Source organism: Algimonas porphyrae, from assembly GCF_041429795.1.
GTDB classification, from domain to species: Bacteria; Pseudomonadota; Alphaproteobacteria; order Caulobacterales; family Maricaulaceae; genus Litorimonas; species Litorimonas porphyrae.
Genome location: NZ_CP163424.1, coordinates 1,366,756 through 1,383,699, shown reverse-complemented (window position 1 = coordinate 1,383,699; position 16,944 = coordinate 1,366,756). Strand labels below are relative to the sequence as shown.

Annotated in this window: 11 protein-coding genes; 6 read left to right on the top strand and 5 right to left on the bottom strand. The window is 59.7% G+C overall.

All coding sequences use genetic code 11. The features are described 5' to 3' along the window. Positions 1-30: 30 nt before the first annotated feature. From AB6B39_RS06695 to AB6B39_RS06685, 3 genes are all read left to right on the top strand, one after another. Positions 31-1,812: a hypothetical protein gene (locus AB6B39_RS06695; protein WP_284369440.1), complete on the top strand. Its 1,782-nt coding sequence runs from the start codon at positions 31-33 to the stop codon at positions 1,810-1,812. 1,114 nt (positions 1,813-2,926) lie between these two features. Continuing rightward, positions 2,927-3,823, top strand: a complete 897-nt coding sequence (locus tag AB6B39_RS06690) for an ATP-binding cassette domain-containing protein (protein ID WP_284369442.1) — start codon at positions 2,927-2,929, stop codon at positions 3,821-3,823. Between the two features lie 75 nt (positions 3,824-3,898). After that, a complete protein-coding gene (locus AB6B39_RS06685; RefSeq protein ID WP_284369444.1) occupies positions 3,899-7,552 on the top strand; it encodes an ABC transporter permease/M1 family aminopeptidase in 3,654 nt (1,217 codons plus the stop codon). A 35-nt stretch (positions 7,553-7,587) separates the two neighbouring features. Here AB6B39_RS06685 and AB6B39_RS06680 read toward each other — a convergent pair whose 3' ends face one another. From AB6B39_RS06680 to AB6B39_RS06665, 4 genes are read right to left on the bottom strand one after another with little or no spacing between them, the layout of a single operon-like run. Next, positions 7,588-8,619, bottom strand: a complete 1,032-nt coding sequence (locus tag AB6B39_RS06680) for a sensor histidine kinase (protein WP_284369446.1) — start codon at positions 8,617-8,619, stop codon at positions 7,588-7,590. A 33-nt stretch (positions 8,620-8,652) separates the two neighbouring features. Next, positions 8,653-9,666 (bottom strand): NAD(P)/FAD-dependent oxidoreductase, encoded by a 1,014-nt coding sequence (locus AB6B39_RS06675; RefSeq protein WP_284369449.1) that lies wholly within the window; start codon positions 9,664-9,666, stop codon positions 8,653-8,655. Between the two features lie 22 nt (positions 9,667-9,688). Next, on the bottom strand, positions 9,689-10,114 hold the full coding sequence (locus tag AB6B39_RS06670) for a hypothetical protein (RefSeq protein ID WP_284369451.1): 426 nt from the start codon (positions 10,112-10,114) through the stop codon (positions 9,689-9,691). Continuing rightward, positions 10,111-10,995, bottom strand: coding sequence for an FAD-binding domain-containing protein (locus tag AB6B39_RS06665; RefSeq protein WP_284369453.1), 885 nt, complete (start codon positions 10,993-10,995; stop codon positions 10,111-10,113). The genes AB6B39_RS06670 and AB6B39_RS06665 overlap by 4 nt, the downstream gene beginning before the upstream one ends. A gap of 219 nt (positions 10,996-11,214) precedes the next feature. On the opposite strand from AB6B39_RS06665, the gene gap reads away from it, so the two are divergent. Continuing rightward, positions 11,215-12,222, top strand: coding sequence for a type I glyceraldehyde-3-phosphate dehydrogenase (gap, locus tag AB6B39_RS06660; RefSeq protein ID WP_284369455.1), 1,008 nt, complete (start codon positions 11,215-11,217; stop codon positions 12,220-12,222). Positions 12,223-12,241: 19 nt separating this feature from the next. Here the strand turns inward: gap and AB6B39_RS06655 are convergent, their stop codons facing one another. Then, entirely contained in the window at positions 12,242-14,338 is a 2,097-nt protein-coding gene (locus tag AB6B39_RS06655) for a DUF3857 domain-containing protein (protein ID WP_284369457.1), read from the bottom strand. A gap of 120 nt (positions 14,339-14,458) precedes the next feature. Between AB6B39_RS06655 and AB6B39_RS06650 the strand changes: the two genes are divergently transcribed. Both AB6B39_RS06650 and AB6B39_RS06645 read left to right on the top strand, forming a co-directional pair. After that, complete coding sequence (locus AB6B39_RS06650) at positions 14,459-15,088, top strand: trimeric intracellular cation channel family protein (protein WP_284369458.1); 630 nt, start codon at positions 14,459-14,461, stop codon at positions 15,086-15,088. A 99-nt stretch (positions 15,089-15,187) separates the two neighbouring features. Further along, positions 15,188-16,927: a DUF1996 domain-containing protein gene (locus AB6B39_RS06645; protein ID WP_284369459.1), complete on the top strand. Its 1,740-nt coding sequence runs from the start codon at positions 15,188-15,190 to the stop codon at positions 16,925-16,927. The last annotated feature ends 17 nt before the right edge of the window (positions 16,928-16,944 follow it).

Here is a 16,944-nt window from a genome sequence, read left to right as displayed (position 1 = left end):
GCGGAGTAGCGATTCGGCTGGGAAAGACTGATGATCACATTGAAGAAGAGCCTTCTGGCCTGTGCGGCGATCGGCATTGTCGGCGCTCCGGTACTCGCCAATCATGGCTATGGTCACGGTTTGCGCGGCATGTTCCCGGCGGGTGTCAGCCAGACACAATATAATCAGGGCGCCTATATCGGTCCGCAAAGCTGGCAGCAGCAGCGCCTGAACGGGCAGCTTCGCCCAGCCCAGAGTGCCGCATATGGCCCGGTTTTCGGATCCCGGCCCGTGCCGCAACCCGCGCAGACCTATGCGACCGCACATTATGCCGGGGCCCAGTATGCGGTGCCCCAATATGTCGGCCCGAACTATGAGTATGCCGGTCCGCAGCTTCAGCCCTACCCCCATCCCCAGGCACAGCCGGTCCAGATCGCCAGTGCCGACTTCGGCTTGCGCGGTTACAGCAATCCGAACGCCGTGGCCTATTCGCAGGCGTCGGCGAGCCGTTTCTTCACGGACCGCAATGCCAGCATTGGCGGCGTCAATGTCCGTACCTCCGTACGCAACAGTGCGGACATGCTGGATTGGCAGGAAAACACGACGGGTCGGACGATGACGCTGCTCGCCAATCGCGCCAATGGCGTGTTGCAGCCAAATTCGCTTTATCTCGGTGGCGGCCTGCAGGGCTCCTTCATGTACCAGAAGACTGACCAGCCGGGACAATTCCCGATCCTGTCGCGCTTTCCATTCTTTTCCAACCGGACGGATCAGGAAGCGGGCGTCTTCGCCATCAACAATGCGGCGCTGAGCTTCACCAGCACATTCGGTGACTGGACCACCCTTTATCTGCAACCGGAATATTCCGAGACCGAATATCCGGGCGAACAGGACGAGTTCCAGCTGCGCAAGGCCTTCGTCGTCTTCGGTAATCTGCAGCGCTCGCCCTTCTATGCCGCCTTCGGTCGCAAGACGATCGATTTCGGTAATTTCGACAGCTACAACGCCTTCACGCAAAATGAGGGTCAGCACTATTTCTGGGCCGTCTCGGATCAGCCCGTTCTGGAAGTCGGCTATTATCGCGACGGCTGGAAATTTACCGGCACGGCGTTTTCCGGCGGGCGACAGCTGCGCGTGGCGCTGGCGGATGAAGAGAATAATATCGCCAATTACGCCTTCAATGCAGAGAAGGAATTCCTGCTGCCCGGTCGCGGCGCCTTCACCATTGGCGGCGGTTATCTGCACGATACGATCTATCGCGACAATTTCACGGCCCATACGTTCCAGGGGCGCTCGACCGGCACACCCCCGGCCAATTTCATCAGTTACCGCAACAGCGCCGTAAACGCCTTTGCCGAATATAACAGCCCCGTCTTCGATGCGATGGTCGAATATACGACGACGCTGGAGCCGTGGGGCGCAGCCATTCCGCAGACGCCGGACGGCACGCCCCTGCCGCAATTCCTGATCGACCCACTGGGCAGCACGACATCGATCGACAATATCAATTTCGACGAAAACCTCGCCACGCTGGTTGCGCAGGTGCGGTTCAAGCCGATGGTGAATGGTCGCCGCATGGCAATCGCCGCATCCGGATCCTGGGGCAATATTTCCGACGATACGGGCAATGTCGGCATGGGCGGACAACCGACCAGCTTCGAGGATAATGAGCAACACGCCGTCAGCGTCGAATATCCGATCAATGACTTCCTCGATGTCGGTGTCGAATATGTCTATAATCGCGGCTTCATCCCCTTCGTCGCACCGCAGCAGGTCTCCAATGACCAGACTCAGGCGCATGCGGTGAATGCAGGCTTCAAGATCCGCTTCTAGCTCCTGTTCTCATCACCTGTCATCCGGGCCAAGCGGCATCAGCCGTGCCTAAGCCGGGATCTGACGGGATGGACCGCAATCCATTGTCTCCGCCCCGCCCCACTCATTGTCCCCGGCATTCATTACCGGGGACGGTGGCTTTGACGGGTCGGTCTGCAGGCAGGCGCCCTTCTCCAACCGGGGGCGGTCTCCGGCATCAGACTTGATCTGAACCCTCATCATCAGAAGTGACACGAGGCGCGGGCTCTGCCCCGTGACCGGGGGAGATTTAAGTGTACCGTTTCGTCGCAAGACAGAGCCCGCGCGCGGCGCTTGGTTCGTTTCGCCTGCCACCCCTGCGATCCATCGCCTGCGGGTTCCGCGGCCTAACCCCCGATGCCGGATCATGACAGCGGCGGATGCTTGGCTCACGCGCGGTCCTCAGGGACCAGCCTCAGGGGCGGCAGAGACAAGGAAGGGTGTCAGCGGCAGCATAAACCGCCGATACATCCGCTATCGGCCCGGTCGCTCCGCCATCACCTGACGGACCTTTCCGGCTTTCACCGGTCGCGGACATGTCCGTCCGCAACACGGGCCGAAGCCCTCACACCGATCCGCCACACCGAGGGTTATGCCCCACCCCGTGTCCGTGACGGACGAGGGTAAGAAAGCATGGAAATGGGGGTCCGGGGATTAGGTTTGGGAGATTCCTGGCAAAAGATTGAAATATCGGGCGTCCCTAACGCGATAAGCGGGGATCTTTTTACATCCGATCAGACCGACTTGATCGGCCTGTCCATCACCTGCCGTCTCGCTTGGATGCAACGGTTGGCAGATAAGCGCGCCGTCGGAGCGATTATCACCAGCCCGGGGAATTGATCGGCGCGGAGGGTCGGCGAGAGCGAGAAAAGTACGCCCGCTATGGGTTCATTGGCGAACAGGATGACGCGCTATCGCGCGCAACTTTCATCGCATACCCTTTCATTACCCGGCCTGCGGCCAGTGTGCCACCGCCTATAGCTTCACCCCATAGGGCTTAGAGACATTTCTTATCGAAAATCGGCATGTGACTTGTTGTTTTTCGATAAGGAATATGCTTGAGAGCCGCGAACTGGCTCTTTTCTGGTAGGATTCCATGCTCGAAATCAAAAACCTGACCAAATCTTTTGGCGATCTGAAAGCGCTGGACGATGTGACTCTGACCCTGGGGCCGGGCCTGTTTGGCCTGCTGGGGCCGAACGGCGCAGGCAAGTCGACCCTGATGCGCACACTGGCCACGCTGCAGCAGCCGACATCGGGCACGATCCATTTCAATGGCGAGAACATTGCCGAAAAGCCCGACACGGTTCGGTCCGTGCTGGGCTATCTGCCGCAGGATTTCGGCGTCTATCCGCGCATGAGCGCGTTGCAGCTGCTTGATCACATCGCGATCCTGAAAGGCATTACCGACAAGGGTGAGCGCAAGGATCAGGTCGAATCGCTGCTGCAGATGGTCAATCTCTGGACCCACCGCACAGCCTCCGTGGCCACCTATTCCGGCGGTATGCGGCAGCGTTTCGGCGTAGCGCAGGCACTGCTGGGTGATCCGCAGTTGATCATCGTCGATGAACCGACTGCCGGTCTGGACCCGCTGGAACGCCAGCGTTTCCTCGACATTCTATCGCGGGCCGGTGACGAAAAAATCATCATTCTCTCCACGCACATTATCGAGGACGTCCGCGATCTCTGCAACGATATGGGGGTGATGGGCGACGGCAAGCTGATCATTCGCGGCGCTCCGGAAGATCTTGTCAAGGAAATCGAAGGTCATGTCTGGACCATGTCGATCAGCTCCGACGAAGAGGTCGAACGCCTTCGCAACGTTATGCCCGTCCTCTCGACGCGACGCCTGCGCGGCTCGACCGTTGTCTCCGTTCTGTCTGAGACCATGCCGGGCGATGAGTGGTCTTCCCGCCCGACATTGCTGGAAGACGCCTACTTCGCGCATCTGAACGGTCTGATGAGTGAGAAGGTCGAAGCATGCGAGATCTAATCCCGACGATCGCCGCCCCGCTCTCCCGCATGACATGCGTTCAACGCATTGGTACCCCAAATAGAGAGGTTCGCCATGTTGCATAAGTTGCTCGCTTTCGAATTCAAGCTGCACACGCGCCAGATCGGCTTCTGGATCGCGTTTGTCGTCATGCTGGGTTTCGGCCTGCTCTTCTCCTCCCATGAGGATTTCGCCATCGGCGTGGCGGGCGGCGAACGGGTCAAGGTCAACGGGGCGATCCCCATTGCCATCACATTGTCGGCCTTCAGCCTGCTATCCATATTCTTCGCAGCCGTCTTCGTTGTGACTGGCGTGATGCGGGACGATACGCATAAGTCCGTCGAAGTCATTCATGCCACGCCCGTATCGACCCATCACATGCTGCTGTCACGGATGCTGGGCGTCTGGTTTGCGACGATCCTCAGTCTTTCTGGGCTCGTCCTCGGGACGGCGCTTGGTCCCTTCATGCCTTGGGGCGATGAAGCAACCTTCAAGGCTTTCAATGCCTTGCACTATATTCAACCCTTCTTCCTGTTCATCGTCATCAATGCGCTGATCGTCTCGGGCATCTATACCGCGATTGCCGTGGTGACGCGCAACCGGGCCATCGTCTATGTCAGCGCAGTCGGCCTGCTGATCGCCTATCTGATCGCCGGTATCGTTGCCGGGGAACGCCCGGATGACTGGGTCGCCGCACTGGTCGATCCTTTTGGTGCGACATCGCTGGCCGTCGAAACGCAGTTCTGGCCCGCCGCAGAACAGAACAATAATATGGCGCCCATATCAGGCTGGGTCGGGATCAACCGTCTGGTCTATGGTCTGGTCGGCCTTGCCCTGTTCGGTCTGTCCTTTATCCTATCCACACGCGGCATTCTGAACCGGCGCACGAAACGCCGGGCCGACGACGCACCGGCGAGCATTCCGAACCGTGTCGAGCCCGTGACACCCAATCTGGGTGGTGGCTTTTCGCTGGCAACGTTCTGGACCCGTCTGAAGTTCGAATATCTCAGCACGATCCGCAGTACGGCCTTCATCATTCTGATCGGCCTCGCGCTGACCTTCTTCGCCATTTCGCTGCTCGTCGCCATCTTCATGGGCGCCAGCACGACCCTGCCGACCAGCAGTTTCATGACGCAGGTGGCGCTCGGATCGCTGCTGTTCCCGATGCTGATCATCATGGTCTTCTTCGGCTCGGACATCATGTGGCGTGACCGCACGGCCAATATGCACGAAATCCTCGATGCGACCCCTGTGCGCGACATCTCGCTATTGTTCGCCAAGTGGGGCGCGCTGGCGCTGCTCCTGCTGACGCTGATCCTGGGGATGCTCATCGCAGGCATGATCGGGCAGCTGGTCGCAGGCTGGGGCGTCGTCCCCGTCGTGCCGCTGACCTTCCTGGCCATCGGCATTGTCAGCTTCTATGTCGGTTTCTTCTTCCAGGGTATGCTGGTCATGTTCCTGCAGAACTTCATGCCGGGACGGATCATCGGCATGCTGGTCGCGGCTGGCGTTCTGGCCGGCCTGATCTTCTTCGTCGGACAGTTGCCCTTCTATCATCCGCTGATGAATTTCGGCAGTGTCGGCGCGGGCGCCTATTCCGAAATGGCGGGCTTCGCCAATCCCAAGGGCTTTGGCTGGGAAATGGCCTACTGGATGGGTCTGATCCTGATCCTGGGCGCACTGTCCATCTGGGTCTGGCGTCGCGGGACACAGGTCGGTCTGATGGACCGCTTGTCCTCGATGCGCTCCCGCATGAGCCTGTCCTCGATCGGCATGGCCGTACTAGGCACGGCACTGTTTGCCGGCTTCGGTTTCATCGGCCTGCAGAGCTATAATGACAGCGATTACATGAATTCGGATCAGCGCGAGGCCAATTCGGCGGCGTTCGAGAAGCTGGTCGGCGATCTGTGGAAAGATCCCGAGCCGCGCATCACCGATGTGAAGGTCGACGCGCAATTCTTCCCGTCTTCTCGTACGGCGACGTTTGAGGGCGACTATGTCATCGACAATCCTTGGGACGAGCCGATCGTGCGCACGACCCTGTTCGCCAGCGTCGGCCCGGACAACATTACACGGCTGGACATTGAAGGCGCCAGCCGGGTGACGGGCGAAACCGTGGCCGATACGCTGCTGGCGGATCATGAGGTCATCATGATCGAGTTCGATCCGCCCCTCGCACCCGGCGAGAGCCGCTCGGTGAGCTTCGCGACGCGATTCAACGCGCCGACCCTGACGAGCGGATCATCCATCGCGCGCAACGGCACCTTCGTGAACAATACGCAGGCGCTGATCACCTTCGGCAATCTGGATGCCGGGTTTATCGGCAATCCGGATACCCGTCGGAAATATGATCTGGGCGAACGGGTCGAATGGCCCGAACGCGATGATCCGGAGGCGCGGCGCAAACACCTGCTGACGGCCTTTTCGGGCTATGCCGACTATGTCGACTTCGAAGCCAATGTCTGCACCGAAGAAAGCCAGATTCCGGTCGCACCCGGCAAGTTCCGCGGTGAAACCATCGAAGATGGCCGCCGCTGCCGCCAGTACCGGTCGATCAACCCGATCCTGAACTTCTTCTCCTTCCTCTCTGCCGACTATGAAGTCCGTACGGAAGTCTGGGAAGGCAATGGGCAGACGGTCGAGCTGGAAATCTATTTCCACCCCGAGCATGACTTCAACATCGACATCATGTTCGACGCGATGCGGACGTCCATGGACACCTATACGGAGGTCTTCAGCCCCTATCAGTATGCCCAGCTTCGCATCATGGAATTCCCCTATGCGAGCTTTGCGCAGGCCTTTGCCGGAACGGTGCCCTTCTCGGAGAATATCGGCTTCGTGCAGGATCCTGGCGATGCCGAGGATCAGGAACGCGTCGACTTCGCGACCTATGTGACCATGCACGAAATCGGCCACCAATGGTTCGCGCACCAGGTCATCGGCGCCTATGCCAAGGGTTCGAACCTGCTGTCGGAAGGATTGACGGAAAATGCGACCATGCTGGCCTACGAACGTCATTACGACTTCGCCAAGGCGCGCCGGGTGCATGAGGAACGCACGACCATTCAGTATCTGACCAGCCGGACGTTCGAACGTGACGACGAACCGGTTCTCGCCGAAGCGGAGAGCCAAGGGTATCTGAACTATCAGAAAACCAGCTGGGTGATGTGGGGCATGCGCGGCCTGATCGGCAATGACGATGTGCAACGCGCAGTGCGCCGCTTCCTGACGGAATATCACGCCGATAATGGCGCGCCCTATCCGACGACGCTGGAACTGATCGCCCTGTTCAAAGAGGAAATCGATCCTGCCTATCACGACCTGATCGACGATTACTGGAACAAGATCACCTTCTGGGAGCTGGGCTTCCAGGATGAGGGCGATGTCACGGTCACTGAAGTGGATGGCAAGTTCGAAGTCTCTGTCCCGCTCACGCTCGACAAGAAATATGCGAGCGAAGAGGACGGCAACGAAACATCCGTCTCAGAGCTGGACGACGGGTCCCTGAACGAATTCGTTCAGATCGGCTTTTACATGGAAGACCCGAAGGACACGCTGGGCACGGACCCGATGGCGCTGGAAACGGTGCAGATCGATGAGGCCGCGCGCGTCGTCAAGGTGACGCTGGACCAACGCCCGACCCACGTCGTGCTGGACCCACATCGCTACCTGATCGAACGCAACATCAACGACAATAGCCGCGCCATCGCAGCAGCGAGTGAGAGCTAGTCAGACCGCGGCCACGACTTCCATGACATGACCGCCTAGCAGACGACTTCGACCTGGACGCCTCCCATCGAGGCGTTCGTGAGGGACAGGGTTCCGCCGATCCGGTTAGCGTAAAGTTCCATGATCTGTCCGCCGAGGCCGCGCGCGCGGGACCAATCGAAACGATCCGGCAGCCCGGCCCCGCTATCGGTCACGGCGATCCGGGCGGTCGCGCCTTCATGGGCGCGCAGACTGACATGGATCAGCCCACCATCGTCGCGATTGGCAAAGCCGTGATGGATCGCATTGAGAATAGCTTCCGTCACGATCAGACCAAGACCCCGCGCTTCGGTCGGTGGCAAAGCGATATCTTCCATTTCACGCAGCAGCGTCACCTGCCCACCCCCCAATCGTTGAACGATGGCCGTGACCAGCGGGTCGAGATAGGCTTTAACGGGAATGGGATGGGCATCACCGGAGACGGGCTGGTGCAGGTGGGCGTGAAGCGCACCGACCGAGCGAACGCGCTCCGCCGCAGATTGCAGCGCGTCCCGAACGGCTGGGTCCTCGGTTTCCCGGGCCTGTAACCTGAGCAGATTGGAAATCGCTGCGAGCGAGCCTCTGATCATCGGATCAGCCACCGCTCTGTCTTGAATGGGACGCGACACGCACAGAACCCGGTCCGTGCCACGGCCATCGCTTTTGACGGGGCATAGCTGAAACAGCCAGTCTTCCGTATGTCCGCGACGACTTTCGACCCGTATCACGGCCTCGGCGCGCTGACCGGCGATCGCCTGATCCAGTAAATCCGAGAGGACATTCGTCGCAGTGTCCGGATAAAGTGACGTCCAAGCCGTTCCCGCCATCAATTCGAAGGCGTCCAGCGACATGGCACAACGACCATTTTCAGAAATGAAAGAGACTGTGCCGTCCCGTTCGATCAGCATCGTGCAGTCCGGGCTCGCCTCCAGAACGGCCTGCAGCTGCGCGTGGCTGTCCGCGACCATATGGGACGGATCGATGCGCGTTTTTGTCTGATCGGTCTGAATAAGCCTGCCCTGCCTTATCGCGTTCCAGACAGAATCCATATCACAGGGCCAGGGGGAAAATATTCACCGGGGTTAAGAATTACGCTCTGTAGCCACGGAATCGACTGCCTTGGCGGCTGCGCGGCCGCTGATGAACGCGCCTTCGACCCGGCCGCCCACGCACCAGTCGCCGGCACAGATGATGCCACGATCCCGGTCGATCAGACAGTCCTGCTCATGGGCGGCAACGCCATCGACAGTAACAGGCGGCTGATCCGAGAACGCATAAAGCCAGCGGTGCAGAGCCAGATGCGGCGCGTCTTGGAGCGGGCGCTCACAGATGGTCGACGCCGTTTCCAGCAGGGTCGCCAGGACATCAGCCCGATCCGCCTCAGCATAGCGGTCTGACCAATCCGGCGCCGCGTGGATGACCAGACTGGTCAAATGCGAGTCGCGTCCCGGTTTGGCGCTGTTGCGCGCCATCCAGCTGACCGGTAGGTCCGACAGGCGCAGGCTGTCCCAGCCTGGATCGAACCGATCTTCCAAACCAACCATGACAGCGAAACAGGCCTGCATCCGTACCCGGGCCAGGACGGACTGGAGCGGGGTCTCATTGGGCAAGATCTGTGCAGTCTGCGGGGCGGGCGCAGTGCAGATGACGCGGTCGAACGGCCCTTCGCGTGATCCGTCCTCGAATGTCAGACGCAGATCGTCTGCCTGCCCCGTCACGGACGCGATGCGCCGTCCCAGATCGATCGACAGGCCCCGTGCCATGGCTTTGGGCAAACTGTTCATGCGCGGTGTACCGACCCAGCGAGGCCGTCCCCGATCCGCCTCGATCACCCCGTCGCGTACATATAGACCCCGACTATGCCACGGCGCGACATGCCCGTCGCGGCGCACACTGTCGATCAGAGCCTGAAACTCCGGGTCGGACACTGTGAAATATTGGGCTCCGTGATCGAATTCGTAATCGCCAGCATAGCGCGTGCTCATCCGCCCGCCGACACCGCGACTCTTGTCGAACAGACGGACGTGATGGCGCTCCGAGAGCGCATTCGCTGCGCTAAGACCCGCCATGCCGGCTCCAATGATGGCAATTTTCACGCTCTATCTCCCTGCACGGCCGTCATATCTGGTTCTTTGTTTCTAGGTCTGGCGGACGCATGGCAGAGCGACGCACTGTGTTCCAGAAGCGAAAGAACCGGCCCATATCCGTATCATCCGGAAGGGTCGCAAAGGCTCGCTCTCGAACGACTGTGACAGCGTCGCCGAGACTGACCACGATCTGCCGGATCTGCGGATCGACACTGTTTGCGACATAGACCGTATGACCGGATAGAACCGCCTCCGCCTGCCCCGCAACAACCGGCACGTCCATAGCCGCCAGACAATCCAGCACGAAGACACAGCGCTTGAGCGACCAGCCCCGCCGCGCGACATCATTTTCATCCCATATATAGACCGCCTCTGCGTGAGGCGGCGCAGCCTGAAAGACGGGGTGTGACAGGGACAGCGCGTCCAGATGAACCCAGATGAGGGGCGATCCCGTCACGACTGCACCGTCTGCGTCTGTTGCGCGCCATTGCGATGAGCGGATGTGTTTGCGCGTTCAGATTTCTTCTGACGCGGTTGCGGCGGATCGAGCCGCGGGAAAAGCCGCCTATGCAGCGCTTCATAGGTGTCGGCGAAAACCCGGTTGTTCCGGTCCGTCACATCGACATCTGGCCCGCAGAACCGCCGCATATTATCCAGATTGAAGTAATAGGGTTTGTGCGAAAAGGTCGATGCCACCCACTGCCAGGACAGATTATTCGACGCCGGATCGCCGTCCAGCAGATGCGTCAGAAAGAATTGTGCCCCGGCCTGCCAGCGCACGCGCCGGAAATGGCAGACATAGGCGGCCAGATAGAGACGCGCATGATTGTGCAGCCACCCGGTCTGTATCAGTTGCCGGAGACAATGGTCCATGGACGCAACACCTGTTTCGGCCCGCGCAATATCATCCGGCAGATCACGCGCGTAATCGGACGGTTGAAAGCCTGTCTTATAGTCTTCCAGATCATCCCATATCCGGTTGCCAAGGTCGGCATGGAGACGCTGCCAGTAATCGCGCCAGGCCAGTTGCTGCACCATTTTCTCGGCTTCGCCCTGATTGGCGGCGGCGGACAGAACCGCATCGCGCACCTCGGCCAAGCTTACGACGCCATGCCGGATGTAAGGCGATAGTCGCGTAATCGCTCCATCGAGATGATTACGGGTTCTGGCATAGGCGACGGGATCGATCGTGCGTATCCGTTTCCGGGCAGCATCCGGACCTCCTTCGATTGCGGCGACTGCGCGGTCCCGGCTGGACAAGTGCGGATTAAGTCGGCGAGCCAGCGCGATCCTGTCATCTCTGCATCGGGGGACATTTATGCGGGTCGGATCGGTCATTCAGGATGACTTGCTTACGCACGACAAGCCGCCCGGATGTCTTTTTCGAAGACCAGATTTTCAAAGCGCGTCCCACGCACACAGGGTCTAGCCAGCCCTGCCGGGTATATCAGCGCCCTGCCTACCAAATGGCTGCAACGACAATGACCCTTTCTATCGCGACGAAATCAGGTTATGACAGCGCTGTCAAACACTCAATATGACAGGCCCGAACCCCTCATGACAACACGCATCGCTATTAACGGTTTTGGACGGATCGGACGGAATGTTCTTCGCGCCCTCCATGAATCCGGTCGCGACGATCTCGAAATCGTGGCCATCAACGATCTGTCTTCACCGGAAAACCTGGCGCATCTGCTGAAATATGACAGTGTGCATGGACGGTTTCCCGGCACCGTCTCCGTATCGGATAATGGGATCGATATTGGCGGCGGTCCGATCGCCGTTAGCGCGACCCGCGATCTGGCGGATCTGAACTGGGGTGAGCATGACATCGACATTGTGATGGAGTGTACGGGCCTGTTCACTAGTCGCGACGCTGCGCTCAAACATTGCGAGGCCGGCGCGAAACGCGTCCTGATCTCCGCCCCGGGTAATGGCGCGGACAAGACCATCGTCTACGGCGTGAATGACGGCACGCTGAGTGCGGCGGACATCATCGTTTCGAACGGATCCTGCACGACCAATGCGCTCGCCCCGCTGGCCCGCATTCTGCATGACCGCTTTACCATCCAGTCCGGTTTCATGACGACGGTTCACAGCTACACAGGCGACCAGCCGACGCTGGACGGCGTCCATCGCAAGGACTTCAATCGCGGGCGCGCGGCCGCCTTGTCGATGATCCCGACCAGTACGGGCGCGGCCAAGGCGATCGGGCTGGTCATGCCGGAACTGGACGGAAAGCTGGACGGAAAGGCGATCCGTGTGCCGACACCCAATGTCTCCGCCGTGGACCTGGTCGTCAATGTCGCAACGCCGACCGATATCGATCGCGTCAATGCGGCCTTCCGCGACGGTGCGCAGGCCATGGCGGGCATTCTGGCCGTGACGGACGATCTGACTGTCTCGACCGATTTCAATCACGACCCGCATTCATCGACCGTGCTGATGACGGAAACGATGGTGCCAAACCCGCACATGATCCGCGTCCTGTCCTGGTACGACAATGAATGGGGCTTTTCGAACCGGATGCTCGACACCGCCGCTGCGATGGCGGCATTCCTCTAGCCGGGCCCGGCGCGCCAGATCAGCGTGTGGCCTCACCCTCCGCGCGCCGCCGCCGTCGTTCGCGCCATAACAAGAAGCCGACACCCGCCGGGAACAGGATCAGATAGAGCCAGAACAGCACTCGCCCTGCACCGCTGGACGAGCCTTCAGGCGGCGGCGTGGCCTCAGCATCCGTCAGTAAGAGGGTGATTTTGGAAAAACTTGCATCCCGCACGTCATCGATCTCCGACATGGTGTCCACAAAGGCGTCGGCGGCGATGAAGTCCTGTTTCGTGACCCAGCGATAATCCTCCCGGAACAGGCCGGGCTCCACCGTATCGCTAAGTGTGAACCGGAAGGCGTCATTTTCGATCGTGCGGGATTGCACTTCGAAACCGTTACTGCTCGCAGACACATAGTCGCGAATATGCTGCACATTGCGCGGGTGGCTCAGCGCAAACGGCAAGGTCCGGCTGCCGCCTTCAAAGCCCGGCACACGCGATAAGAGCTGCCAAGCGCGTGTATTGATCGTCACGGACTCGCCGCCCTGCTCGAACGGAATACGAAACGCGAACTGAAGCGACGTGTAAGCGCGGTCGGGTTCGATCGTTACCGTCATGGGGTCTGCCACTTCCAGAGTGGGAAACAGGTCATCCAGATAATCGACATAGTTGTCCATGACGCTCGCCTCGCCGTCGCTGGCCAACCAGCTCGCCGTGGCATCGGCCTCCCCGCCGCGTTCCTCGACAGTCAGCGTGTAGAGAATGGCGTTTTCTTCCGAGACAGCGTCAAAACGCTCGGTCACGCGCTCGCGATAGGGATAGTCGTTGGGCGGCAGCCGCGTAATCGCGGCCTTTCCGGCGACCAGCCGCAGGCCGAACTCCACACCGCCCCGCTCCATCATGTCGAGCGTTCCAAACTGCGGATCGCGGGTTGCGTCCATCGGATAGAGTTTGCCGTCGATCTCGGCCAGAACCTTGATGTGATCGAACGCATAGGGATTGGCGAGCCCCTTGAATTCGCCGCCACGCTCATCGAGATTGACCAGAATGGGGTCCGCCGACACGCCCAGCCCGTCCAGCAGGGTGAGCAGTAACAGCGTCACATCCTTGCAGTCGCCGAACCGACGCCGCAGCACCCGTTCGGTGCGACGGGGAATGAAACCGCCCTCGCCGTAAGCCAGCGCGACGTAGCGGATGTTATTCTGAACCCAGTCCAGTGCCGCTCGGGCCCGTGCCTTCGGATCAGTGTGGGCGGACGCGATCTCCGCCACAATAGGCGCGACAGCTTTGCGGTCGTCCGCGGTCAGTGCGTAATAATCTGAAAACAGATTGCCGACCTCCGACCAGCTGGCAAAGTTGGAAATCTCGTATGTCGGGGCGCGGAAGGTCCAGTCCGGCGTATCCGTGTCATAATCCGGAGCCTGCGGATCGGGCGCATCCCATTCAAAGACGGTCCAGCCGTCAATTTGGCTGCGCTCCGGTTCAGGCGCACCATTATGAACCTGCGTATGGACAGGCTGGTCATCGGCGATCAGGACCCGCATGAAGCGGCGCTTGACCTCGCCAGTCGTGCCGAACACGCGCCGCGTCAAAAATCCCGACCCGATCGCGGGATTACGCCCGCGCGTAGTATAGGACACATCCAGCCGGTCGCCGACCCGGAGATCCAGGACTGGCATCGAGAAGGTCAGCGTCCCATTGAAGATCATCTGATCGCGGTCAGTCTCCGTACGGAAAATCATCGCCTCGGACAGATCGATGGCATTGATCGAGCGACCATCGCGAATGATGCGGACATGGTGCAGCTCCATCGTCTGATAGGACGGATCGAAGTCACGGCTAATCGTTCCCTCCTCCTCGACAGCCGCAGGTGTAAGCAGATCGACGACGTAGCGGGTGGAGTATTCATCCGTGTTCAACCCGAAACGGTTCTGAAAATCCGTCAGCGCGAACACCGCGTCCCGTCCGCTATCGGCGGACCGGTCATAGTCGGGCGTGGGTACAGGCACGACCCAATTCGGTCGCGGCCGGATATTGATATAATCCTCAACCTGCTGGGCCGCTGCAACAGGCACACAGATCAGAGGCAGGCACAGGGTAAGGCCGCGCAGCAAGGTTCTGACCACACGCATCATCCAGACTCCCCCATCGGCCCCAACCACCCGGCTAGACGAGCTCTCACGCGAGTGCAACGCCCCGTTGAGTGGCCCTGTGGGCTTTACGCACAGGCTTGATCGCGCAGAAGGGTCGCGGCAATGGGAAGCATGACCCTGGACCCGCTAAGCCTTGATTTCGTCCTGACCCTTCTCGACCGGGTTGGCGTGCTGGTCTTTGCCATTTCGGGCGGGATCGTCGCCGTGCGGGCCAAGATGGACTGGCTCGGCATTCTGGTCCTGTCATTTCTGCCAGCTTTGGGCGGCGGAACGCTTCGCGACCTCATTCTGGATGCACCGGTCTTCTGGCTGACGGATGGTTGGTCTTTGCTGATGGTCCTGATCGGGGCCATCCTGTCCTATCTGTTCGCCAACTCGGTCGAGGATTTCAAACCCTTACGCTGGGCTGATGCAGTCGGCCTGTCCCTGTTTGCCGTAGCCGGTGCGGCCAAGGCGATCGACCTTGGCCACGGCATCACGATCGCCGTGATCATGGGCGGCGTGACGGCTTCGGCAGGCGGGCTGCTGCGCGACATCGTCGCCAATCGCGAACCCCTGCTGCTGAAACAGGATATTTACGCCACTGCCGCGCTGCTCGGTGGGCTCGGCTACGGACTGGCGCAGCAATCCGGCCTGTCCTTCGAAATCTCGACGCTGATTGGCTCCAGCCTCGCCTTCGCCATCCGCGCCTGCGCCATCCATTTCGGCTGGTCTCTCCCCCGCGCAAAGTGATGCGCTGAATGAAATCTCGGTAAGCAAAGACTTTTCAGCACAGGAAAGGCCGGAGGCGTCCGTTGGACCCAGCATAGACCAGCTTACCAGGGGACAATCATGCTACACCAACGTGCAGGCACAAACCGCTTCACCCTATTATTGATGGCGACGACCGCCTTAGCGCTTCAGGCGTGCGGCGGTGGTGGATCAACGACCCCGTCCGTTCAGTCCCCTGTTGTGATCAGCAATATTGCGCCTGTGGCCAATGCAGGAGCCGATCAACAGGTTCTGGAAAACGCAACCGTGACCCTGTCAGGATCAGGCAGCGATAGCGACGGCACGGTGGCAAGCTGGGCTTGGTCGCAACTATCAGGCCCGACGGTCACACTCACGGACGGCTCGACTGCAATCGCTACCTTTACGGCTCCGTCAGCCGATACGACCCAATCGCTTGAATTTCGCCTTCAGGTCACTGACAATCAAGGCGCGACAGCCACGGACACGGTTATTATTGAGGTCATTGACGGTCGACCGGTGGAACTCACAGCAGCCCCGGACGCGGTCACAAAGATGCCATTTGCCCGGTTTGACTTCACCTCACAGGATGCAACAGGCTTCGAATGTAGCCTTGATGGCGGCGAGTTTGCCAACTGTCAGAGCCCTTACACAGTCATGCCGATTTCTGTTGGCGATCATCAACTTTCCATCCGGGCGATCGGGGCTGATGGCAGCGTCAGAGAAATTACCCGTCATGATTGGACCGTCAGCAGTATTTTCGGTGACCATAATGACGCCGAGATCGACGAGAACCTGATCCGGACGACGGTGCAGCCGAACAGAGTGGAGCCGAACAGCTGGCGCGGAATTTTGCGGATCAACTGCGACTTTGCCCATTCCAGCTATGACGATCCGATCGTTTTCCCGGATCAGGATAACGCAGCTCACCTGCACCGTTTCTACGGCAACATGTTGCTGGATGAAACGAGTACGCTGGAGTCATTATTTACGACGGGGCAATCGAGCTGTCAGGGCGATGAACTCAACCGCTCCGCATACTGGATACCGGCTCTGCTTGCTCCGTCCTATAATCAGCAGACCGAAGCACGCCTGCTGGACGATAATGGGGATCCGGCATGGCAGGTCGTGTCAGCCGTCGTAGGCAATGATGATGTGGCGCATGAGATTTTCTATTACTCTGCCGGTGTCGACGACCTTGAGTCTATTCAACCTATCCCGCTAGGCTTGAAGATGATTGCGGGGAATGGCGCTGCCATGCCCGGCATGGAGCAGGATACATCGATTGTTCGCTGGCATTGCCAGTCCTGGGAATCGAGTGACGCCACCAATCCCCGCTGGAGTACGTCAATCCCTGAGTGCCAGGCGCCGGACCGTTTGCGTATGGATGTGTTTTTCCCAAGTTGCTGGGACGGCGTGAACCTCGACTCCGATGATCATAAAAGTCATCTGGCCTATCCGATCACGACCAATGACGGCATGACCATGTGCCCGACTGAACATCCCGAACCAATCATACGGGTCAGTTTCCATTATGCATTCGGTGTGACACCCGACGTTTATGATCCCGTCACGCAATCCAGTCGGGGATGGCGGATCGCGTCGGACATGTATGACGTCAACCAAGCCACGCCCGGTGGAATGTCACTGCATGGGGACTGGTTCAACGCATGGCACCCTGAAGCGCTGCAAGCCGTTCTGGATGTCTGCATCAAGGGCGAACTAGACTGCCATGACGGCAATCTCGCCAATGGTTACCGTCTGTCAGGCACACAGCCCGGAACTCAGGAAGAACCGGACATCGTCAATATGGGGCACGGCATGGGAAGCATGAATCACTAGCCCCGATCCGCGATCCG

What these genes read in the sequence shown, in the direction of transcription:
- gap (WP_284369455.1), top strand. Translation starts at nt 11,215, where the DNA reads ATGACAACACGCATCGCTATTAACGGTTTTGGACGGATCGGACGGAAT.
- AB6B39_RS06655 (WP_284369457.1), bottom strand. Translation starts at nt 14,338, where the DNA reads ATGATGCGTGTGGTCAGAACCTTGCTGCGCGGCCTTACCCTGTGCCTG.
- AB6B39_RS06685 (WP_284369444.1), top strand. Translation starts at nt 3,899, where the DNA reads ATGTTGCATAAGTTGCTCGCTTTCGAATTCAAGCTGCACACGCGCCAG.
- AB6B39_RS06645 (WP_284369459.1), top strand. Translation starts at nt 15,188, where the DNA reads ATGCTACACCAACGTGCAGGCACAAACCGCTTCACCCTATTATTGATG.
- AB6B39_RS06680 (WP_284369446.1), bottom strand. Translation starts at nt 8,619, where the DNA reads ATGGATTCTGTCTGGAACGCGATAAGGCAGGGCAGGCTTATTCAGACC.
- AB6B39_RS06690 (WP_284369442.1), top strand. Translation starts at nt 2,927, where the DNA reads ATGCTCGAAATCAAAAACCTGACCAAATCTTTTGGCGATCTGAAAGCG.
- AB6B39_RS06665 (WP_284369453.1), bottom strand. Translation starts at nt 10,995, where the DNA reads ATGACCGATCCGACCCGCATAAATGTCCCCCGATGCAGAGATGACAGG.
- AB6B39_RS06650 (WP_284369458.1), top strand. Translation starts at nt 14,459, where the DNA reads ATGGGAAGCATGACCCTGGACCCGCTAAGCCTTGATTTCGTCCTGACC.
- AB6B39_RS06695 (WP_284369440.1), top strand. Translation starts at nt 31, where the DNA reads ATGATCACATTGAAGAAGAGCCTTCTGGCCTGTGCGGCGATCGGCATT.